Source organism: Vulcanococcus sp. DEBay_Sum22DG08_74 (assembly GCF_017852955.1).
Taxonomy (GTDB): Bacteria; Cyanobacteriota; Cyanobacteriia; order PCC-6307; family Cyanobiaceae; genus Vulcanococcus.
On the sequence record NZ_JAFMKL010000022.1, the window covers coordinates 1 to 20,852 of the forward strand.

The following is a 20,852-nucleotide window of genomic DNA, read 5'->3' on the forward strand; positions in this document are numbered from 1 at the left end:
ACTGAAGGCCACGGCGTTCAGCCCCTGGCCGGGGAAGCAGGAATCGCCGACGCAATAGAGGTTCTGCAGCCCCGTGCGGTTGAAGGGCATCGGCAGCAGGCCCGGCAGGCGCAGGGCCGGGATTGGGCCATAGCTGCCGCCCATGCGCCCGAGGAAACGGCGGTGGGTGCGGGGCGTGCCGATCTCCTGGTGGCGGATCGCGCCGGCTAGGCCCGGCAGGATCGCCTCGAGCCGCTGCACCAGCCGGGCTGCATCGGCGGCCTTCTTGGCCTTGTAGGCGCTTGGACTCAGCTCCTTCCAGGCCTGGATGTCGCTTGGGGTGAAGGTGTGGACGATGTGCCGGCCCTCGGGGGCCAGGGAGGGATCCAGCAGGGTCGGGATCGAAACGAAGATCACCCCCTGCTCGTCCTCCATCGCCGCCCAGTCCTCCAGCAGCAGGTGGTGGCAGTGGAAGCCCTCGGGAATGAGCGAGGCGTCGACCCCCAGATGCAGGGAGAGGAAGGAGGGGGAGGGTTTGTAGCGGCGGCGCCAGGTGCGCTCGGCCTTGGGGGTGTGGGCGGCATCCACCAGGGGTTGGCGCACCGAGCCCTCGCCGGCAAAGGTGTCCCAGCGGGTGGCATTGCTCACCACGCGGCGGGCCTGGATCGTCTCGCCATCGGCCAGCTGCACGCCCACGGCCTGGCCGTTCTCGATCAGCACCTCGGTGACGCGGGCCTTGTAGCGAATCGCGCCGCCATGGCTCTCGAGGCCGGCCACCAGTTTCTCGGCGATCACCCCAACGCCTCCCTTGGGGTAGTTGATGCCGCCGGCATGGCGATCGGAGAAGACCATGCCGGCGTTGATCATCGGCGTGAGGTCGGCCGGCATCACGCTCCAGCAGAAGCACTCCATGTCGATCAGCTTCAGCAGCTGCTCGTCCTTGATGTGCTGGCGGGCCACATCGCCGACGTTGAAGGGCAGCCAGCGGGCCAGCCCCAGGCAGGCCAGGGGTGCCTTGAAGAAGACCTTGGCCAGGTAGGCCGGGTCCTCGAGCGAGAGCAGCGGCATCGCATCGAGGCAGTTGAACACCTGCCAGCAGGTGTCATAGAAGGCGCGGATGCCCTTGGCCTCGTGGGGGAAGAGGCCCGTGAGGCGGGCGATGAAGGCCTCGTAGTCCCGGTCGACCGCGACGTTCAGGCCGCCTGGCAGGTGGTATTCGAGCTGGGCTGGATCGGGCACCGTCTCGCAGTGCTGGCCCACATCGCCCAGGGCCCGGGTCAGCAGATTCGTGTGGCCCTTCTCGCCGAAGCCAAAGATCATCGAGGCGCCCACATCAAAGGTGTAGCCCTCGCGGCGGAAGCTGCCTCCCGATCCCCCGGGGATCAAATAGCGCTCCAGCACCAGGGTCTTGGCGCCCTTGGCCGCCAGCTGGGAGGCGGTCACCAGGCCGCCGATGCCCGAGCCGATCACGATCACGTCCCAGGAGGGCTTGGTCACGGCGGGACTGGCGGAAGCAGCTTGGAACCCTAGGCGGCGACTAGGGCCTTCTCGCAGAAGGGCGCCAGATCCTCCAGGGCCCGGTCGCGGTAGGCGCCGTAGCGGCGGCGCTTGTCGCGGATGCGTTCGGGGAGTTCGGGCAGTAGGCCGAAGTTGGGGGGCATGGGCTGGAACTTCTCGCTGGGGGCCTCGGCGATGAAGTGGGTCAGGGCGCCGCTCATGGTGGTGGCCGGCAGGTTGATCGGCTCCAGACCTTGGGCCAGGCGGGCGGCGTTGGTGCCGGCCAGCCAGCCGCCGGCGACGGCCGCGGCGTAGCCCTCGGTGCCGGTGATCTGGCCGGCGGCCAGCAGGGTCGGGCGGCTGCGGAACTGCAGGGTGGGATCCAGCAGCTGGGGCGCCTCCAGGAAGGTGTTGCGGTGCATCACCCCGAAGCGCACGAACTCGGCGTTCTCCAGGCCCGGGATCATCCGCAGCACCCGCTTCTGCTCGCCCCACTTGAGGTTGGTCTGGAAGCCCACCAGGTTCCAGAGGCGGCCGTCCTTGTCCTCCTGGCGCAGTTGCACCACGGCGTAGGCGCGCTTGGCCCGGCGCACGTCCCGGTCGTTGACATCGCCCCAGCGGGGATCCCAGAGACCGATGGGCTTGAGGGGCCCGTAGCGCATGGTGTCCTCGCCGCGGCGGGCGAGCTCCTCAATCGGAAGGCAACCCTCAAAGAAGGTGGCGTTCTCTTTTTCGAAGTCCTTGAGCTCGGCCTGCTCGGCCGCCAGCAGGGCCTCGCGGAAGGCGAGGAACTGCTCTTTGTCCATCGGACAGTTGATGTAGTCGGCGTCGCCCTTGTCGTAGCGGGAGGCGCGGAAGGCGATCGAGAGGTCGATGCTCTCGCCCTCAACGATCGGACTGGCGGCGTCAAAGAAGTGACAGTCCCCCCGGCCGGTGAAGGCGCGCAGGTCCTCGGCCAGGGGTTCGCTGGTCAGGGGGCCGGTGGCCAGCACCGTGATCTGCTCAGGGCCGGGCAGGGCCAGTTGCTCATCGCGCACCACCGTCACCAGGGGGTGCTGCTCGAGGGTTTCCGTCAGGGCGGCGCTGTAGCGGCCGCGGTCCACCGCCAGGGCACCACCGGCGGGGACGGAATGCTGGTCCGCGGTGCCGATCACCAGTGATCCGAGGCGGCGTAGCTCCTCCTGCAGCAGGCCCGCGGCCCGATCACTGCTGAGGGCTCCGAAGCTGTTGCTGCAGACCAGCTCGGCGAACTCGCTGCTGTGGTGGGCGGGGGAGCGGCGCACCGGCCGCATCTCCACGAGCCGCACCGGGATCCCAGCTCGGGCGATCTGCCAGGCGGCCTCGGTTCCGGCCAGGCCTGCTCCGATCACCAGGACGGATTGGGAGCTGGATTGAGACACGCGAAACCGGCTCCGCCTGAATTGATCAGGCTAGGAGCCGGTGGGTGGGCGCTTGGCCTCAGCCTTGGGCGCGCTTGAGCATCATCTGCAGTTGGCCCACGGCGGCGCGGCCGATGTTGAACACAGCCCAGCCGGCGGCCAGAAGGATCGGGGTCACAACAAGCAGGAGCCGTGCGTCCATGACTGGGGGAAAAGGAGTGCCGAGATCTTACGAACTTCTGTTCCTTGAACTCCGGGAGCTGATCGAATTCGCAGCAATTGGCCTCCTCAGTGGAAGCCCAGGTCCGTGGATCGCCCCGCGTGGGCCATGGCCAGCTGGCGGTAGCGCCGGGCGTGCTCGCGCTGCTCGGCAGCTTTCTCCTCAGAGAGCTCCCGTTTGACCTGGGCTGGGGCGCCCATGACCAGGGCCCGGGGTGGCACGTCCTTGGTCACCACGGATCCGGCGGCTACCAAGGCCCCCGCACCAACGGTGACCCCATTGAGGACGATCGCGCCGATGCCGATCAGGCAGCCGTCTTCGAGGGTGGCGCCGTGGACCACAGCGCGGTGGCCGATGGTGACGTCCGCACCGATCAGCACCGGCTGGCCCGGATCGCCGTGGAGCACGGCGCCGTCCTGGACGTTGCTGCCCTCGCCGATGACGATCGGGCAGACATCAGCCCGGGCGACGGCGGTGGGCCAGAGGCTGGCGCCCGCGGCCAGCTGGACGTCGCCAATCAGCACGGCGCTGTCCGCCACCCAGGCGTCGGGATGGACCGATGGCGTGGGCCACAGAGCGCTGGCCATGGGCGTGCTGCAAACGAGGGGTAGGCCCGCATTCTCGGGGGGTTTGAAGGCGGGCACCTCTGGGTGATACGTTCACTCGGTGCCCAGTTTTGGGCGCCCCCCAACAACGGTGTCTAACCTGCGTTCGGGCGGGTCGTTAGCTCAGCGGTAGAGCACTCGGCTTTTAACCGATTGGTCCTCAGTTCGAATCTGAGACGACCCATTTTTTTGAAGGCTCGGTTGCTTCGGCAATCGAGCCTTCGTTTTGTCTGCGCTCAGCTCATCCAACGGAAGACCAGTTGAAGCAGGGCAAAGCCCAGCAGGCAAAAGCCAGCCAGCAGGGACAGGGTTGGTGCCAATGGCAAGGCCCCAAACCAACCAAGCTGATCGATCTCTGGGGCTAGAGCAATGCGTGTAATGGCTGATTGCCTGGCCCCGCCGGCGCGGCGATGCTGTGTCCATCGAACCCAGGAGGCGTCCTCAATGGACGACACGCCACCTCGCTAGCAGCAGAAGCACGCTGACTTCTGGCCCCTGCTCCAACAGTCTTCACCCATTCGTGAGGCAGGTCGTCGGATCGGACACTGATTAGGGACGTCTGAGCCGTCGACACTCCATCTGCACCGCCTGAGGTGCCCCAGGAGCACAAAGCCCCACACCTGGAATGTTCGGCCCCAGGCGCCAAACCAGCCGCTTCAACCAACTGCGCATTCCATCACCCCCGGCCGCTTGGCACGGGGGTTTTTGGTTTAGGGCTTGAGCAATTGATCGACGCTCAACTCCGGCCGCCGCAGCAGGGCAAAGAGGGTGCCGGCATTGCCGCGGCAGATCCTGAGCTCGCGATCGACAACGGTGATGTCCAGCCAGGCCGGGAAGGACTGCTGAACGTCCTGGAGCCACTGGAGACGCTTCCCCCCCAGGTTGGGTCCAACCCAGCCACCGCGGCGAAAGCGCACCTGGACCCGCTGGGCGCGATCGGGGTCCAGGGTCAACTGGGCTTCCACGGTGATGGCGCCCAGGGGCCCGGGTAGGCGCAGCTGGTTGACGCCGCGTCCTTGGGAGGGGGCCAGGCCCTGGAGGTTCTCCAGCCAGGGGGCAACCGTCAGATAGGGCTGCTGGCTGCTACTCCAGCGCAACTCCCAGACTCCCTCCAACAGCGGCTGGGTATTCGGGTCCGAGAGGTCCGCGGGCTGGGCGCCCTCGAGGACGCCAATGAGCTGCTCGATCCGCTGGCGCTGCCGGTTGGCGCTGCCCCTGGGTTTCTGGCGCAGGAGCTCCAGCAGTTCCCTTCGCTCCGGGGGTCTGGTTTTGCCCATCAGGGCTCCAGCACCTGGGCGCGTGCATTCACGGTCAGGCTCACCTCGGCCTCGGTGTCCACGGTGAAGACGCTCCAGGTGGTCTGGCAAGCGGGCGTTCCTTGGCTGATGCCCCACTCGATCCGTTGGCCGCCGTAGGTCAGGCCGACGCAGGTCAGGCTCTCGTCATCGGCCAGCAGGCTCCAGAGCAGGGCGAGGTGGCTGCGCTCATAGCTCTCGGGGACCTGGCTGGCCCCCTCGGCGGCCACCACACCGGGCTCGAGGCGGAGGGCCAGATCCCGCTGCCAGCTCAGAAAACGACCGTCATGGGTGGGATAGAACCAGCAGGTCTCATTGACGGCGTCCTGAAGCGCAAAGCAATCGATGCAGCGCAGGACGTCTGGATCGCTGCTGCGCTCGTAGACGCCGATGGCGTTCTCCTGGGGAGCAAAGCCTGGGACCACCGCATCACAGATCAGCCTGCGCAGAGATCCACTGCCGCCTGGATCCAACTGGCCGTCCCAGGGCAATTGGGCGAGGCCATCGCTTGGCGTTTCGCCAGCCACAAACAGGCGAAGGGCGAAGCCCCTGCTGGGGCCCTGGTGCTGGAGCGCAACGAGTTCTGCCCAGCTGGTCTCTCCCTGCGGAAGCCCCGTCTGCGGAGCGATCACAAACACCAGGGGATGGTCCATGGCGGGCATTCTGGCCAGGGCGAACCGTCGGTCCATAGATTCTTAAGCAAATCCGAAGGCCGTTGTGTTCCTTTTGACCAGGTGGTCCGTTTGACCGCGGCCGTTTCTTCCCCTTCCCGGCGTTCGATCAGCCCCGCCGATCAGGACTTCCCCAGCAAGGCCGAACTGCTCGGCGCGCTGCCGGAGGAGTTGCTGCGCCATGACCCGCTGAAGTCCTGGGGGAGCCTGGCCCTCTCCTTGGGCCTGTCCCTGTTGGCCTACGGGCTGGGCACCTTGATTCCTTTGAGCTGGGCGGCCCTGCCGCTCTGGCTCGTCTACGGGCTGGGGACCGGCACCGTGGCCATGGGCTGTTGGGTCCTGGCCCACGAATGCGGCCACAACGCCTTCCACCCCAATCGACGGGTCGAGGGTGTGGTGGGCTTTGTGCTGCACAGCCTGCTGCTGGTCCCCTACTACTGCTGGGCCCGCAGTCATGCGGTGCACCACGCCTATTGCAACGAGCTCGAGCGGGGCCAGACCCATGTGCCGCCGCGGGCGAGCTCGCCCATGGGGCTATTCACCGAAGGACTGGCCCGCAAGCTCGGTCGCCCCATGGCGGGCTTGGTGGCCTTGTTCAACCACGTCGTCATCGGCTGGCCGCTCTATCTGCTGTTTGGTGTCACCGGCGGTGAGGCCTACGGCAGTTCGGTCTCCCATTTCCGGATGCCTGAGCAGGGCGTTCCCCTGAAGCGGCCCCTCTTCCCTGCGGCCTTCCGCCGCTGGATGCTGCGCTCCAACATTGGCCTAGTGGTGGTGCTGGGGGCCCTTGTCGTGGCCGCGATTCAGTTCTCGCCGCTGCGGGTGCTGGCGGTCTACGGCCTTCCTTATCTGGTGGTGAATGGCTGGCTCGTGGTTTACACCTGGCTGCAGCACACCGATGTGGAGATTCCCCACTACGACTCCCAGCACTGGACCTGGGTGAAGGGGGCGCTGCAGACCGTTGATCGGCCCTACGGCCCGCTGATCAACCTGCTGCACCACGGCATTGGCTCAACCCACGTCTGCCACCACGTGAACTCGGCCATCCCCCACTACAACGCCTGGCGCGGGACGGCGCTGCTGCGCCAGCGCTACCCCCAGCTGGTGCGCTTTGACCCCACGCCCATCCACAAAGCCCTCTGGCGTGTGGCGACCCGCTGTAAGGCGGTGCGGCAGTCCCCGGTGGATGGGGCCTTCTACTTCTGAGCCTGCAGCACTGCGAGGGTCTTTAGGCCTCGTCGGAGAGGTCCTCCTCCCACAGGCCCATGCGCACGAGCCATTGGTTGGATTGACTGCGCGGCCAGCCGTGGTCGAGCTCGAGCACATCCGCGATGGAGACCATCAGATCGAAGAGCTCGGCTTCAAAACCGCCGCGTTGATCGGCCAGGGCTTTGAGTTCCTGGGCCAGTTGCAGCAGCTCGAGCTCCGCCAGCCAGTCCCCCTGCTCAAAGGAGCGGCGGCGGGGGCTGGGGGCTGGGCGCCGCTGGCTGAAGAGGGGCAGCAGTCCTGTGAGCAGGTGGGTGAGGTCTTGGAGTCGCAAGGGTCCATGTCAAAGGCCCTCAAGGGTTCCGGGGCGCAGTCCGCAGGCCTGGCGGCAGTCCAGCCAGAGGGCCAGGGGCACCCCCAGGCGGATGGCGATCTCGGCGTCGCTGAGGTCCAGCTCGAGCCAGCGGCGGGCCTTGACCCAGAGCTCGCGGTAGCGATGGCTGATGCGCACGGCGAAGCCGGTGTCGCGCAGGTGATGCAGCAGCTCCCCTTTGACCTTGCTGACCAGGTAGCTGGAGGGGCGATAGCCCTTGGCGGCATCGAACTGGGCTGCTCCTTTGCAGAGCCCTTCGTAGGCCGGGCTGAGTAGCTCCTCGATCGGCATGCCCCAGCGCCGCGCATAGCGGTGGGCTTGTTGGTGGGCGAGACCGAGGTGCTGGCAGGCAAAACGGCGTTGCTCGGAGCTGAGGCGAGTGGGCATGGCGTTCAAACAGGTGCGGGAGGCTACCCGCGCCGGCCAATACCGAAAGAAGGCGAAAGACCAGAGCCGTCTGAGCCCGAAAGACTCCAGTGACGTCTGGGCGCTCCCCACAGCTGTGCAACAACGCGCCACGGCTGTGGGCGGCGCCGGGGGCCGGGCAGCAGCCAGAACCGGCCCAGAGAGACCGAAACCCATGGCCACCCAATTGCTGTTGACGGCCCACCACCACCAGGCGATGGCAATCGCCTGTGAACGGGGGATGTGGCTGCCTTTACCCCTGCCGGTGGAGAAGCTGCCAACGCTCTTCTATTTGGCGGCGCTCGCTCCCGCGGCCGAGGCGATCAGCGCCCTCGCTGAGATCAGCTGCTTTGAGCCCTGGTCTGAGGGGCGCTGGCTACCGATGCTGGGGCGGCTGTTGCCGTTGCCCCGGCCGGTGCCGCTGGGGGATCGCCAAGTGCTGGCGGAATGGCTCCCAAGCCGGAGCGATCAGTTCAAGCTGCTGGACCTGCTGCCGGTGCTGGAGGCCGGGCGGCTCAGTGATCTGGTGTGCGGCAGGCCAGGTCGCGGGGGCGCACCAGGCCCTGTCCGAGCCCCCAGGCGAGCAAGGCGCGCTGGTCTCGCACACCGACTTTGCGGTACAGCGCACTGAGCTGACGGCGGATGGTGTCGCTGCGGCGTTGCTCCAGCGCCGCGATCTCCCGGCTGTTGAAACCGCGGGCGAGCAGCTCCAGCAGGTGCTGCTCGTTGCCTTGTAGGGGGATCAGCCGCGGTGGTTGCCCGCGCAGCCGCTCCCCTAACAGCGGATCGAGGGATTGCAGCCCCCGCATCAGCATCAGCACCGCCTGGAGCAGACGACCGCCGCCGCAGTGCTGGCGGCAGCAGAGTCCCGCAGCGCCGCTGCGCCAGAGCAGGGCCAGGCGTTCCTGCGGAATGGCGGCATCGAGGCAGACCAGGACCGTGGCCTGCGGCAGGCGCTGGATCAACTCCAGGGCGCCGCCATCGGCGAGCTCGTCATCACAAATCAGCAGCAACTTCTGCTGCTTGGGCAGCGGCAGGGCCAGCAGTTCTGCGATGGACCCCGCAGCAAAGTCGCAGCGATCGAGCAGTAGGCAGACGATCCCAATCAGCCGTTCATCCGCTGCGCAGACGGCAATGCTCCAGTCCTGCTGCAGAGTGCTGATGGCCCGCTGCAGCGCCTGAATCTGTTGGCGGAGTACAGCCGGATTCACGGCCCCTTGTTCACCCTCTTTGCTCTAGGGGCGATGGCTGATGAGGGGCTGATCCTTTGGATTTGACTTAGAAAGCGAAGGCCTCAATGGAGCAGGTCTGGGTGTGATTCCAGCTGCGGATCAAGGCTTCTAATTGCGCCGGAGCGATGGGCTGTTTTCTCGTGCTCAGCTGGGCGGCGAGCCAGCTCAGGCTGGGGCCAATCCCATTGCAGCGCATGCGCTCTTCACTGAGTTGCTCGGCCTTGAGCACCAGCGCGGCCTGCTCGCGGGGGAAGGCAATGCAGCGCCGGTCGCGCTGGCAGAACCGCAGCAATCCGCGGCGGATCCAGAAGCTGGCGTAGGTGGAGAAGCGATAGCCCCGGGTTGGGTCAAATTTCTCTGCGGCCCGCAGCAGATTCAGGGCCGCCTCCTGCAGGGCATCGGCCGTTGCTGCATCCTCAGGGCTCAGGCCGTTGTGTTGCTTTCTCCAGGTGAATCCCACCAGGGCGAGGTTGTGGCGCACCAGTTGATCCCGCGCCCGCAGACCCCGCTTTTGAATCGCTCTGGGGGCCTGGGCGGGACCGGCTGGATGTTGCTGCCAGCATTGAATCGTGCGGGCCAGCTCCAGCACCGTGCGCTCTGGCAGGGGTGCATGGCGACGGCTGCGCTCAAGCCACTGGCGAACGGATGGATGCATGGGAACACTCCAGCTGGTTGGAGTGTTCCCGCTTTTAGGCGCTCTGGCTGGAGTGGCTCAGCAGCGCCTGGCCGCGGCGATGGAGCTCGCGGGCGTAGTCGGTCCAGGTGCCCTGGCCCCAGTAGCGGAAGCAGCTGGTCTCCAGCAGCAACAGGTGCAGCAGGGCCTGCTGGTAGCTGGGATCACTGGGGAGGGCCGTCGGGTAGCGCTGGTGGAAGGCGGCGCTGAGTTGCTGCATCGGCTCGAGCACGCTCTCGTAGCCCTTGACCCAACTGAGGTCGTTGGTCCAGGAGGCCCCCTCGACGTTGCAGCCGGCCTCGATGCGCTCCTGCAGCTGCTGCGCTGACCAGCGCTCCCCGAGTCCCTGGAGCAGTTCCGCTTGGCCTGCGGCCTGGATCGAGGGGAAGGCGGCGGGGTCGCAATCCAGCAGTTCGAGGTATTCGCTGCCGTTAATGGCGGCGGTGCCCGGCTCAGCGGCGCTGCGCTGGTGGGCCTGGAGGAAGGCCTGGGGGAATTCGTTCATCATCACGCCGCCGTTTTCGCCATCGGCGATCTGGGAGACCAGGGACGGCACGCTGATGTCTCCCAGGGGGAGGCGATCCCGGCTGAGGGCTTCGTAGTAGGGCTGCATCTGGCCCACCAGCTTGGTGTCGGAGCCCTGGGTTTTGATCAAGGCGGTGATCTCGCGGCGCTCGCCCTGGCCATTGCGGGCGATGAGGCGATTGGGCAGATACTTCTGGGCCTCACTGAGGGGGCCGCCAGCGAGGGTCTCGACGCTGTGCTCCTGCAGCAGAACCCAGCGGTAGCCGGCTTGCTGCAGGGCATCGACCAGGGCGAAGAGGGTGTCGGGGTGATTGGGCAGGGCCATCTCCGGTAGGGAGAAGCCGCGCACCCGCTGCAGGGCCTCCAGGCCAAAGGCTGAGGCGAACTGGTGCTGCCAGGCCTCGATCTGCAGCCGTAGATCCGGGATCGGAGTCGAGGGGGCGACGGCATGGCCCCAGAAGGTGCCGAGCCACTCGACGTGCCGTTGCATCAGGGGATCACAGGCCAGGTGGCGCCAGGCATCTGTGATGTCGCTGCGGCCCATCTGCTCGGCCCCCCAGAGCAGATTCCCGGAGATGTCGAGCATGATCCGCGGGCTGCAGCCCTGCTCGATCAGCTCAGGGATCAGATCGGTCAGGCGGCGGTAGCACTGGGCAAAGGGCTCGGCGTTGTGGTTATCGCCCTCCCCCGGGTGCTCAAGCATGTACTGGAGGTGGGAGATCAACTCCCCGCCAGCGCCCGCTGGGATGGTGGGCTGGTGCATGTGCAGCGCGCAGGCAAAGCCCGAGCGCAGCTGATCGAGCTGCAGGGGCGAGTGCTCGCGCCAGTAGGCCCCGGGCTCGGCCATGGCGGCGCGGATCGCGGCTTCTTGGCCGCAGAGCCTGGGTTCCTGCATGAAAGGACGAGGTCGAGAGGTCTTGAAGGCGGTTTTGGAGCTGGGCTTGGGTTTCAGTCACGACAGAGTGAAAGAAGGGGACCCCCGGCTGCCTTCAGGTTCTCTGTTTCATCACTAGCTCTGGATCGCCAGCGATGCTGCATTCGCTGCTTTGTCTTCTGCCCTCTTTAGAAGGTTGCCGTTCTGAATCGTCCAGCCCGGGTCTGTGACAGCACAGCTGCTCGGCCCACATCTCCACTGTGATCCACATTCACTCCTGAAAGAATCACAAACAGTGGAATGCCTCGGGCCGGCACTCACTCCAACGTTGGGTGCCAATTCCATTCCGAAGACAGGCGGAACTGCTGCCAATGCCGGTCTCGCCAAGCTCCAGGGGAGTAGGGCGAGCATCAAGAGCCATTCAGACGGATCTAGGCGGACGCAGCGGACAAAGCTTCTGACGCAGCGATGGCGTAAAGGCATGGAGGAATTGGCAGTGGAGTGCGTTGGAGGGTGGAACTGACGACGCAAGACTCAAACTGTGACTAGGTGCCGCATTCTGTTCGTCTGGATGGGTATTAGCGACGGTATGCATGGAAGCGATCGCGAGCTCAAAAACCAGTAGAACTGTGCATCTAATGAGGCGGAGTGCGGCAGTCCTCAGTGTTCAGTCTCTGGGTTATCGCTCGTTCTATCTTTGTCTTAGGGTTCATTGGTATCTGCCAATCTGTTCTCTCGCTCCACGATCTCCATTTGATCTGCGATGCTGCTCAAATGGAGCAATTCAGTTAATTGGCGTGATTGTAAGCATCAGTTTTGGCAGGTTCAGAAACGACTCTGCCAACGATGCCTCTACAGGCAGATGAATGTCATACAAGTCAAGAGGCCTGTGCTCTTGATCCTTGATTCAATCAACAATGCACCGAAATAGCAGTATGCGGGTGCCTGCGGCAATCTGACTGGATCGTGCAGCAGATCAGATCCTCAGTCAGACGTCAGCACAAACCCTGGATTACCTGGGAGCTCTTGATCAGAGTTCATGGCCATTCCTGCCACCCTGCTTGCCGCCACTGGTGCAGCTGATGTGCAGTTTAATGGCGACCGTCCCTGGGATCTTCAGGTGCATCGGAGACAGTTCTATGGAGAACTCTTGAGAAATGGTTCGCTCGCCCTTGGTGATGGCTATGTGCGTGGCGACTGGGACTGTGAGCACTTAAGTGAAATGATCTCCCGCCTCCTGAAGTCGGGTGCGAATCGTCCTCTCGCTCTTCAGGGAAGGCTGTTTGAATCCATTCAATGGTTGTCTGATCAGATTCTAAATCCGCAAGGAATTACTCAATCACTACGAGTGGGGCGTCGCCACTACGACATTGATCCACGCGTTTACGAAGCGATGCTTGGTCCCTCAATGGCCTATAGCTGCGGATATTGGCGACATGCCACCAATCTCGATGATGCCCAGGAGGCAAAGTTGCACCTTGTCTGTAAGAAACTAGAACTCAAGCCGGGTGATCGTCTGCTTGACGTGGGCTGTGGATGGGGAGCCCTAGCTCGAGTCGCCTCACAGCACTACGGAGCAGAGGTGGTGGCGATCACTATCTCCAACAGACAGGCAAGCTATATTCGAGAGAAGTTCTCTGATGCTCCAATCACAGTTGGAGTCTGTGATTACAGGAGTTTGCCTCAACTCAATCTTGAACCCTTTGACAAGGTGGCGTCGATAGGCATGTTTGAACATGTCGGACGTCGTAATGACCGGACATTCCATCAGGTGATGAACGATTGCCTGAATCCAGAGGGGTTGATGCTGTTGCACACGATTGGTTCTGCTTCAACGACTCATCGCACCGATCGATGGATAGATACTCACATCTTTCCTGGAGGACGACTCCCGTCGGCAATGCAACTCTGCAAGGGACTTGAAGGGATTCTGCTGATAGAGGACTGGGAATCTTTCGGACAGGACTATGAGCGTACTCTTCTCTCTTGGTGGGAGAACTTTGAATTGGCATGGCCAAGACTCTGTCAGGAGATAGGGCAAGACTTTTACCGCTTCTGGCGCTACTACTTGCTGAGTTGTGCGGGGTACTTCCGATCAAGGCAGGGACAGCTCTGGCAATTGGTTCTCAGCAGAGCTGACCGACAGAGCACTTATCGATCCATTCGCCCAAGTTCTGATGAATGGATCTCGACATCTTCGCCGCAAGATGCAGCAGACTCTGGGCAAGAGTGCTGCATCAATTGAATGCACTCAACCTGAGGGATGAGGATGTAGAGCCTTCATCCTCTCTTGTATGAGTGATGCATTCGGTGACTACTTGCGTCAAATCGGTCGTATCCCCCTTTTGACCCCTCAAGAGGAAGTTCATCTGGGAACGATCGTCAGGCAATGGAAGGATGACGAAAAGCCCTCTGCTGCCCTCGAGCGCAGAGGACGCAGGGCTTTAAAGCGGATCGTTACAGCAAACCTGCGGCTCGTCGTCACCGTCTCAATGCGCTATTCAAGACGCCTACAGCATCTTGGTTTCGATTCCATGGATCTTGTGCAAGCAGGCAATCTTGGCTTGCTAAGAGCAGTTGAGAAATACGATCCTAGTCGAGGGTACAAGTTTTCTACGTACGGCTATTGGTGGATCCGCCAGTCGATTCATCGCTATTTGCAAGAACACAATGGAAGCATACGTCTCCCAGTGAATGTTGTTAATCTTGCGACGCGTGCAGCTTCTATGCAAAGCAATAGCAGAACATACTTGTCTGTTGATGAGATGGCCCGCATCTTGGATGAGTCGCCTCAGCGTTTGCTTCATGCAATCAATGTGCACTACCGTAGCAACACCTTGTCTCTTGATCAGCAAATTGCAAGTGCCGACGGCGCAATGACGATTCTCGATACCGTAACCGATAAAGAAGAGATCGAAATTCACGACGACTACGCATGGATGTATAGCCTGATGCAGCATCTGTCTTGCCCAGAGGCAGATGTTATTAAGCTGCGCTATGGCGCAGAAGACCAACCTTCGTTCGCCGAGGTGGCAAGAACGATTGGACGCACAAAAGACCAGGTCCAAAGACTTGAGCGAAAAGCTCTTGCAAAGCTCAGGACCAGACTGACCCCAGTCCTCTTCCCTATTGGTTAGGAGAGCTGCCTCATCGGCTGAGTCTCCCTAGAGAAGCCCCGGCTACGAAGGTAGCCGGGGCAAGCTGTGTTTAATAGGAACGAGCTTTCAACTGAGGTCGCATTCCGTTGAGCGCTTGGCTCGCTGGATGGGTTTGAGGCTGGTTTGGCACTCTTTGTTGATGAGCACCTTTCAGGGACTCCTCTAATAGAAAAGCGCACAGGTTTGACACTGACCGCCCCTCTTCCTCTGAGCGATTCAATAAATCCTCGTGAACATTATAGCTCAGCGTAATTGAAATGCGCCGGGGTTGACGCTGCATGACGCGAATACGGTCATTCATTTGGAATTTAATGTTGAAGGATTGAGCAAGACTGGGTAAAGAGAAATGATTGTTTCTCTATACCAAGATTAATGCAAGAGTCTGATCCGGGTTGCAGGTGATCGCCTCGTTTGTTTCGCATATCTGCTGCAGCGCGGAGACGAACGCCGTGCATCACATTTCCTGCAGCATCCACTCTGCTGTTAAGTCTGCGACTAACTCCGTCGCTTTGGGTTCCGCTAGAAGATCGCTCATCTCTTGGAGAACGGCCAGTTCGTGCTTAGCCCTTAAGAAGCTCGTGGCCCAGGCATTCAGCTCTAACAGGTCCACATCCAGCTTGCCTACTAAAAGTAGGATCGGGCATTCCAGAGTGGCCAATGACTCGAATGCCAAGTCAGGACGGCCAGCACAACTGACAATTGCGGCAACTCTCCCTGGCTCTCTCACTGCGGCCTCAATGACGACTGCTGCACCGCTGCCTGTTCCCAGTAGCCCTAGAGGCAGTGCAGAGAGCTCTTGATTTCGACCGATCCACTGGAGCGTGCTGACTAAGCGATCTGTCAGTACGTTCAGATCCCATGGAATCTCGTTCGTATGCCCTTCCGCATTCAGCAGGAGATTGACCTGAAGCGTTGATAACCCCCGTTCGGCTAGCGCTCTTCCGACCTTTCTGCTTCTAAACATCTGCCGGTTGCCTCCAGGCCCATGAACCAGCAGCACCAGTCCTAAGGCTCGTACGGGCTGCTGTAGGACAGCATTGAGATCACCGTCAGAAGTCGGAACCTTTAGCGGCTTGGAGACAATGTCAATTGCCAGCACCACAACAAAATTAGCGGATCTATTCGTGTCCTACTGCGTACTCCTTCTGCTTAGTTCTGCGGAACTGCTGCAAAGTTGCTGCGACCTACCTCGCAATTGTGCATTCTGAGGCCTAGTCGATGTGGCTTGCTTCATCCTGGCGCACCTTTGCCTCCTCATTCTTGCGATTGCTCCCCTTGGCTTTCACTCTGTGGTCAAAGTAAGTGATCTATTGCATTTATCTTCACTTTATCTTGTTGTCCTCTCACCCAATCTGCTGCTGATCTGACGCACTACGTCATCGGCTCTTGAATCAACATATTGAATGTACGCCGTACTTACCCCTTGTTGATCTGACAACACAGCGCCTTGATCTGCATGGTCCGACTTCCCTTGACTCTCAACAATGAGGTCGACTCCTCTTGCACTTCATCACTGGAGAATCAAGCCATGCTGTCTGCGCATGTCGTGCGATTAACCCCTTTCAGGCCCTTCGCAGCAGTGGATCTCTCCTGTTTGGATAAACCTGTACTGCAGTTTGCTTCTACTCCACAGTTGCTAGGCCTATCTCAATGGCCTTCTCTTCTTGTTCTGAGTGTCTTTTTTTTAGACATGACCCGCTCAGTTGCTGGCGGGGTCCTTCATGAGAGTGGCTCACGATGACCCCTTATCCCGACTTTCCCATGCCAGTTGATGAGGATCAGAGGTTGCGCGATCTTCAACGCCATGACCTCCTTGATACCCCACCTGATCCACATCTTCAGCGGTTAGTCAAGCTAGCCGCTGACGTGTTTCAGGTGCCCATCGCTTTGGTCTCCCTCGTTGATCAGAACCGCCAATGGTTTCTGGCACGTTATGGTCTCAACGCTACGGAGACCCCACGGCAAGCTGCTTTTTGTGCACACGCCGTCACCCAGAATTCAGTCTTGCTCGTACCCGATGCACTTCAGGACGATCGTTTTTCGAATAATCCACTGGTTTTAGGAGAGCCCTATATCCGCTTCTATGCAGGCGCACCTTTGCTCTCTCCTGATGGGCATAGGCTTGGCACGCTCTGTCTGATTGACCGTGACTCTCGTCCATTCGATGATCATCAGCAGACGATGTTGCAGCAAATGGCTGAACTTGTCATGCGTGAGATTGAACTCCGTCAGCAGAGTCTGCTTTGCCCTGTCACCCATCTTTTTACTCGCAATAGCTTTTTCCACCTCGCATCAATCGAACTGGAGGGGGCTCGTCGTAACGACATACCCCTGGCTCTTCTGAATCTTGATATCGATAACTTTAATCAAGTGAACAATCGCTGGGGGCACCAGGCTGCGGATCAGGTCCTTCTTGACGTTTGTAATTCCGTTAAGCAGCATCTGCGAATCGAAGACTTATTCGGACGGATTGTCGACGAAGAGCTCTCGGTTTTGTTTGTGAACGCCGATGAGTGTCATTCTCTTGCTCTGTCCGAATCAATACGACATGATCTTGAGATCCTTCCGGGCATCTTCGATCATTCTGATTACCGGCCACGAATCAGTGGAGGTCTCGTCAGCCTCTCTCCAAATGACAATGAATTTGCGGATCTCTTCGGTCGTGCTGATCAGGCTCTGTCAATGGCCAAAGGAAATGGCAGAAACCAGATCGTTCGGATTATTTGACGATCGATGGAGTGGCCGATGGTTTCTGACTATCGGCCACTCGCTTTGACGATGAACTCTATTGATGCTTTGACTCTCCTATTGTCACCGGAACTTTCTGTGTTCTAGGCTTTTCAACATCACTCTTCTTGGCAATCGTTACGGTCAACTCTCCATTTTCGTAAACAGCATTCACGGTATTGCCGTCTGCATCTTCCGGTAACGAAAAGCTTCTGCTGAAGGTGCCATGATATCGCTCAAGGCGGTGAATCCGAGACCGGCCCTCTAAGCTTTCACGTCCACGCTGGCCTTGGATTGTCAGCATCTCCCCTTCGATGCCCACCGACAGTGCTTCCTTGTCTACGCCTGGCATGTCGGCCTTGATCATATAGCTGTCGTCGCTTTCATGGATATCCACGCGTGGTCCAAACCCGCCCAGTGGTAGTGCAGGTGTGAATCGTGCGTTCGACCAATTCAGAGCGCGATCAACGATATTCTCAATGTCCATCAATGAATCCCACTTGGTCAGATCCACTTGTTCCTCCAAGATGCAAGTATTTGCCTGACCAGGCTAATTCTCGATTACGAATCTCATTCAGCTATTCGCTTATCTGCTGCAGAACCTGCCCTAATCTGCTTCTGATGTGTTGCGTACACATTTTAGTCACTGCTTTTCGATCACTCTTCCATGTGTTGGTTGGACGGCTTTGGTGGATCTCACTCATTGGAAGCAGATCGACCAGTACTGCTGGTCATATTCCGATGCTGGTTCGTTCCCACTGATCGCCTATGGCGACCAGCAGTGCGTTCTCCGCATGCATCCTCAGGTCCTTGAGCAGGCTTGGACTCTGTCTCAATTGCCTGGTCTTTCAACCCCTGTGACTCTGCTTCCCGATGCCCATCCAGGGTTTGCAATGCCCAACGGCTGTGTTGTCGGTTTCGATGCCAATCATGGCGGTGCGATCCTTTCTGGTGACATTCACCTTGATCATGCCTACGGCGTTCGCTGCCTAAAGACGGGGCTCCAACTCTCGCAACTTGAGCCACAGCTTGAGTCCCTCTCTGAAACGTTGCAATCGGGACTAGCTGCAGGATTGATTCAACGTGGTCTCGCCCATTGCAATCAAGACTCTTTTGATCTGATGTTGCGAAGTGGAGCCCATTGGGCTGTAGAGGAGGGTTGGGGTTTTCTTGAGGATCTTCAATATTGCGAACATCAAGGCTTGATGCCTTCTGCTGACCCAGGCGCAGTGTCCGCTCATGCAAAAGACTACGTACGACAGCGTCTAAAACATTTTGGAAATGGCAACCACCATGTAGAGCTTCACGTGGTAGAGGATGTCTATGACCTAGCAACCGCATCCCATTTCGGCTTGCACGTCACCTCTATCGTTGTCGTGATCGAGGCTGGTTCAGCTGGCCTCAGTCAACAGACCTGTCGAGACAACCTTTCCGCACTGCATGGTCTGACCTGGACACCTTTGCACTCAGAGTTAGGTCACCAGTTGCTCGCCTCCATCCACGTTTCTCTTAATTGCGCTCTTGCTTATCGACAGATCCTGACGCACCTAGTCCGAGATGTTTTTCGCCAGTACTGGCCTGATCTCTGTCTGCCCCTACTTGTTGATGCTTCGCACAACAGTGTTCAGGAGGAATCCCATCTTGTCGGTCATGACCCCCGTCATCTTTGGGTGCAGCGACAAGGTTCCACTCGTGCTTTCGGCCCCTGTCATGGCCACGTCCCAGATTTGTACCGTCAGGTTGGTCAACCAGTTCTCTTGGGTGGGGGAATGGGATCTTTTACTGAGGTTCTCTGCGGTGTTGATTCATCTGAACAGAGATCATTGTCGACGAGTTGTTGGAATATCAATGGATCGCTCCTTAGCGAGAAGGCTGGCTTGGTTAGGCGTGTCGCACGTCTAAGGCCCCTGCGTTGTATTCAAGGTTGACTCACGCGATCAATATGTGCAGCGTACCTGTTGCTTCGCTGCACATATTGATCGCTCTTGCTGCAACTACTGTCCGTCGCACTTCCTACCCGTCAGCATGACGTGACGTCTACCCTCTGCCTCCTTGTGTAGAACCTTTTGAAAGGACGAACGCTCTTTTAAAACTCTCTCTTGAGTCTTGGTGCCAGTCCATTTGTCTTGTTGACCTTTCTCGCTGATTCTGGTTTCTCTTGTCTCTTCAATCGATTACCTCTTCTTCAGCGTTTCTCTTTTGAGGTCTCTTTCTTTGTCTAAGTTCCGCCGCAACATGACCTTTGCTGGCCTCTCGACCACATGCATCAGACTGCATCACCTAGCATCATCATGCATCGCTTAGCTTCCCAGTGGCCGACACATCTGTGCCTGCTATGGGCGATCGAGGTCGGCCCCCGTTGAAATCAGAACCTCGCAAGCAGCTTTCGATGGTTCTGCCGCCAATGCTGCTTAATGCCATCAAGCAGCGCTCCAGAGAGCTCAGTCTCACCGTGACTGCGTACATCATTCAGCTGGTGAGGCAGGACCTCAACTGGAGCGGCATGGGTGATCCTTCCACCCGAGAACGCTTGGACCACATTGAGCAACGGCTCCGGTCGCTAGAGCATCACGATCGGGATCTATAGAATATGTAGACCCATGCCTGCTGCTTGCGCATGCCCCGGGCAAACCCGCAAAAGAATGTGCGCGCTTGCATCAGCATCCGTTCGGACATTCACGAACGTCTATCGATCCTGGCGGAGCAGGAGGGCCGCAGCTTCAGCAACCTGTGCGCCTATTTGCTTGAGCAGGCGATCGACAGTCTGAATCAGGACGATTGAGTTTGCGGCACCTTTGAGTCATATTTGCTTTCTCTTCCGTCGAGTTCACGAACGTTGCTTTGATTGAGTTGGTTTCTTCATTGCTCAATGAACTCAATTCGCAACTGGGGTTTTACCGCCGAGGCCGAACTCTTGAATGGCCGTCTCGCGATGCTTGGTTTTGTGATTGCGATCGCTACCGAATTGCTTACCGGCAGTGGTGTCGCCCATCAGTTGAGGGCTCTATTGCCTTAGTAATCTCTCCTGACGACTTGCGTCTCTGATGTGTTGCCTCTTTTGAGTGTCACATTCGATTATTACTTACGCCAATACCAAATCTGCTTGAACGATGGACAATACCGATTGGGAAGTTGGATTTAGGGGGCTTGACTTTGATGAGCTCCTCAAAAACGACCAAGCCGCTTCAACGCTTTGGTTTCTCGCAGGCTACCTCAAGGGTGTCACTGACTGTAATGATCTTCGCGATGGCGAACGTTGCATGGTGCACGAACCTGATGGTGAGCCTGGTTGGAGTCTTAGTACCTCTCGCTGATCGTCCCTTCTCTTTGACTTTCAGCTCATAGCACGTTGGCTCCATCTACCTACCGCTTTGTCATCCCCTATTCACCATCAAATTCTTTTGTCTAGGAATGACCTCACTGCCTGTCACGACATCCTGCTATTCCCTCCGGATCTCTTCTCTTCAGGCGCAGCTGATTCAACTTCTCGAGGAAGCTCGTCTCCAGCACTGTGCTCCTGATCGCCTCGAAACCTTGCAGGATCAGATGAAGCCCCTTTACCGATCTCTTTGGGCCATCTACTCAGAACTCGAGCAGGACGACCCTTGAATGATCGATGCCTCAGGTTCCTGTGTGCAGCTGGCTTCTCGAGTTTGTTTGCTCAGCCGAGCCACCGACGATTTACGTCTTTCCCCATTCCTTTTGGAACGTTCGCTTAGTCGCGATCCGCGATGGCAACTTTACAAGGAATTCTGTTGCCATCAGATGTTGTCGTTCCTGACTTTCTCTTGCGTTGGTTCAACGCTTGAGTTGGAAATAGCCACGGGTCGTCTGGCCTCGATCAATCCTAGTGATCTTCGAGGGCATTCTCGAGTAAGTATGCAGCCAGGTTGCTGAGGGAGCGTCCCTCCTGCTGGCTGCGATCAACAAGTGCTTCGAGTGTCGAGTGAGCCACGGTGATTGTTAGCCGTTGACTCGATCGAAACATCAGGCGTTGGTGCTCGGCATAGATCGCCATCTGCACCTCCTTAAG

23 protein-coding genes and 1 tRNA gene are annotated in these 20,852 nt (G+C 59.6%); 9 read left to right on the top strand and 15 right to left on the bottom strand.

Annotation, left to right across the window (positions count from 1 at the left end):
- From crtH to QZ184_RS04435, 4 genes are all read right to left on the bottom strand, one after another.
- Nucleotides 1-1,476: carotenoid isomerase (gene crtH, locus QZ184_RS04420; protein WP_296418337.1), on the bottom strand; the 1,476-nt coding region annotated here is incomplete at its 3' end.
- 29 nt (nt 1,477-1,505) lie between these two features.
- Nucleotides 1,506-2,876 carry an FADH(2)-oxidizing methylenetetrahydrofolate--tRNA-(uracil(54)-C(5))-methyltransferase TrmFO gene (gene trmFO / locus QZ184_RS04425; RefSeq protein WP_296415343.1) on the bottom strand — a complete coding sequence of 457 codons (1,371 nt, stop codon included), beginning with the start codon at nt 2,874-2,876 and terminating at the stop codon, nt 1,506-1,508.
- Between the two features lie 58 nt (nt 2,877-2,934).
- On the bottom strand, nt 2,935-3,057 hold the full coding sequence (locus tag QZ184_RS04430; protein WP_010317814.1) for a photosystem II protein Y: 123 nt from the start codon (nt 3,055-3,057) through the stop codon (nt 2,935-2,937).
- Nucleotides 3,058-3,143: 86 nt separating this feature from the next.
- Nucleotides 3,144-3,662, bottom strand: a complete 519-nt coding sequence (locus QZ184_RS04435) for a gamma carbonic anhydrase family protein (protein ID WP_296418339.1) — start codon at nt 3,660-3,662, stop codon at nt 3,144-3,146.
- 130 nt (nt 3,663-3,792) lie between these two features.
- On the opposite strand from QZ184_RS04435, the gene QZ184_RS04440 reads away from it, so the two are divergent.
- A tRNA-Lys gene (locus QZ184_RS04440) sits at nt 3,793-3,864 on the top strand.
- Between the two features lie 526 nt (nt 3,865-4,390).
- Here QZ184_RS04440 and QZ184_RS04445 read toward each other — a convergent pair.
- Both QZ184_RS04445 and QZ184_RS04450 read right to left on the bottom strand, forming a co-directional pair.
- Complete coding sequence (locus QZ184_RS04445; RefSeq protein WP_296418341.1) at nt 4,391-4,957, bottom strand: PAP/fibrillin family protein; 567 nt, start codon at nt 4,955-4,957, stop codon at nt 4,391-4,393.
- Complete coding sequence (locus QZ184_RS04450; RefSeq protein WP_296415339.1) at nt 4,957-5,628, bottom strand: hypothetical protein; 672 nt, start codon at nt 5,626-5,628, stop codon at nt 4,957-4,959. The genes QZ184_RS04445 and QZ184_RS04450 overlap by 1 nt, the downstream gene beginning before the upstream one ends.
- 81 nt (nt 5,629-5,709) lie before the next feature.
- Between QZ184_RS04450 and QZ184_RS04455 the strand changes: the two genes are divergently transcribed.
- Nucleotides 5,710-6,852 carry a fatty acid desaturase gene (locus QZ184_RS04455; protein WP_010317809.1) on the top strand — a complete coding sequence of 381 codons (1,143 nt, stop codon included), beginning with the start codon at nt 5,710-5,712 and terminating at the stop codon, nt 6,850-6,852.
- Between the two features lie 22 nt (nt 6,853-6,874).
- On the opposite strand, the gene QZ184_RS04460 is transcribed toward QZ184_RS04455, so the two are convergent.
- The 5 genes from QZ184_RS04460 to QZ184_RS04480 all read right to left on the bottom strand — a co-directional run bounded on the left by QZ184_RS04460 (nt 6,875) and on the right by QZ184_RS04480 (nt 10,955).
- Nucleotides 6,875-7,186, bottom strand: coding sequence for a hypothetical protein (locus tag QZ184_RS04460; protein WP_296415334.1), 312 nt, complete (start codon nt 7,184-7,186; stop codon nt 6,875-6,877).
- A gap of 9 nt (nt 7,187-7,195) precedes the next feature.
- Nucleotides 7,196-7,612 carry a sigma factor gene (locus tag QZ184_RS04465; protein WP_247478998.1) on the bottom strand — a complete coding sequence of 139 codons (417 nt, stop codon included), beginning with the start codon at nt 7,610-7,612 and terminating at the stop codon, nt 7,196-7,198.
- Nucleotides 7,613-8,145: 533 nt separating this feature from the next.
- Complete coding sequence (locus QZ184_RS04470; protein WP_247478997.1) at nt 8,146-8,841, bottom strand: DNA-binding response regulator; 696 nt, start codon at nt 8,839-8,841, stop codon at nt 8,146-8,148.
- Nucleotides 8,842-8,908: 67 nt separating this feature from the next.
- On the bottom strand, nt 8,909-9,517 hold the full coding sequence (locus QZ184_RS04475; protein WP_296418344.1) for a sigma factor: 609 nt from the start codon (nt 9,515-9,517) through the stop codon (nt 8,909-8,911).
- Between the two features lie 34 nt (nt 9,518-9,551).
- The gene (locus tag QZ184_RS04480) at nt 9,552-10,955 is read right to left on the bottom strand and encodes a glycosyl hydrolase family 57 (protein WP_296418347.1); all 1,404 of its coding nucleotides are present in this window, start codon (nt 10,953-10,955) and stop codon (nt 9,552-9,554) included.
- A 1,018-nt stretch (nt 10,956-11,973) separates the two neighbouring features.
- On the opposite strand from QZ184_RS04480, the gene cfa reads away from it, so the two are divergent.
- Both cfa and QZ184_RS04490 read left to right on the top strand, forming a co-directional pair.
- Nucleotides 11,974-13,179 carry a cyclopropane fatty acyl phospholipid synthase gene (cfa, locus tag QZ184_RS04485; RefSeq protein WP_296418349.1) on the top strand — a complete coding sequence of 402 codons (1,206 nt, stop codon included), beginning with the start codon at nt 11,974-11,976 and terminating at the stop codon, nt 13,177-13,179.
- Nucleotides 13,180-13,228: 49 nt separating this feature from the next.
- Nucleotides 13,229-14,071, top strand: coding sequence for a sigma-70 family RNA polymerase sigma factor (locus QZ184_RS04490; protein ID WP_296415326.1), 843 nt, complete (start codon nt 13,229-13,231; stop codon nt 14,069-14,071).
- Between the two features lie 70 nt (nt 14,072-14,141).
- Here the strand turns inward: QZ184_RS04490 and QZ184_RS11420 are convergent, their stop codons facing one another.
- Entirely contained in the window at nt 14,142-14,393 is a 252-nt protein-coding gene (locus tag QZ184_RS11420; protein ID WP_363159535.1) for a hypothetical protein, read from the bottom strand.
- Between the two features lie 153 nt (nt 14,394-14,546).
- Nucleotides 14,547-15,194 (bottom strand): hypothetical protein, encoded by a 648-nt coding sequence (locus QZ184_RS04495; protein WP_296415324.1) that lies wholly within the window; start codon nt 15,192-15,194, stop codon nt 14,547-14,549.
- 659 nt (nt 15,195-15,853) lie between these two features.
- On the opposite strand from QZ184_RS04495, the gene QZ184_RS04500 reads away from it, so the two are divergent.
- Nucleotides 15,854-16,819, top strand: coding sequence for a sensor domain-containing diguanylate cyclase (locus QZ184_RS04500; protein ID WP_247478990.1), 966 nt, complete (start codon nt 15,854-15,856; stop codon nt 16,817-16,819).
- Nucleotides 16,820-16,877: 58 nt separating this feature from the next.
- Here QZ184_RS04500 and QZ184_RS04505 read toward each other — a convergent pair whose 3' ends face one another.
- Nucleotides 16,878-17,345 carry an Hsp20/alpha crystallin family protein gene (locus QZ184_RS04505; protein ID WP_296418351.1) on the bottom strand — a complete coding sequence of 156 codons (468 nt, stop codon included), beginning with the start codon at nt 17,343-17,345 and terminating at the stop codon, nt 16,878-16,880.
- A 163-nt stretch (nt 17,346-17,508) separates the two neighbouring features.
- Here QZ184_RS04505 and QZ184_RS04510 point away from each other — a divergent pair, with 163 nt between their 5' ends.
- The 4 genes from QZ184_RS04510 (at nt 17,509) to QZ184_RS11425 (ending at nt 19,835) form a co-directional block, all read left to right on the top strand.
- On the top strand, nt 17,509-18,747 hold the full coding sequence (locus QZ184_RS04510) for an RtcB family protein (protein WP_296418357.1): 1,239 nt from the start codon (nt 17,509-17,511) through the stop codon (nt 18,745-18,747).
- A 461-nt stretch (nt 18,748-19,208) separates the two neighbouring features.
- Nucleotides 19,209-19,406, top strand: coding sequence for a hypothetical protein (locus tag QZ184_RS04515; protein WP_296418353.1), 198 nt, complete (start codon nt 19,209-19,211; stop codon nt 19,404-19,406).
- Between the two features lie 30 nt (nt 19,407-19,436).
- Nucleotides 19,437-19,601, top strand: a complete 165-nt coding sequence (locus QZ184_RS04520; protein ID WP_296418355.1) for a hypothetical protein — start codon at nt 19,437-19,439, stop codon at nt 19,599-19,601.
- 150 nt (nt 19,602-19,751) lie between these two features.
- The gene (locus QZ184_RS11425; RefSeq protein WP_363159541.1) at nt 19,752-19,835 is read left to right on the top strand and encodes a hypothetical protein; all 84 of its coding nucleotides are present in this window, start codon (nt 19,752-19,754) and stop codon (nt 19,833-19,835) included.
- Nucleotides 19,836-20,666: 831 nt separating this feature from the next.
- Here QZ184_RS11425 and QZ184_RS04530 read toward each other — a convergent pair.
- On the bottom strand, nt 20,667-20,852 hold a 186-nt coding region (locus QZ184_RS04530), incomplete at its 5' end, for a hypothetical protein (RefSeq protein ID WP_363159539.1).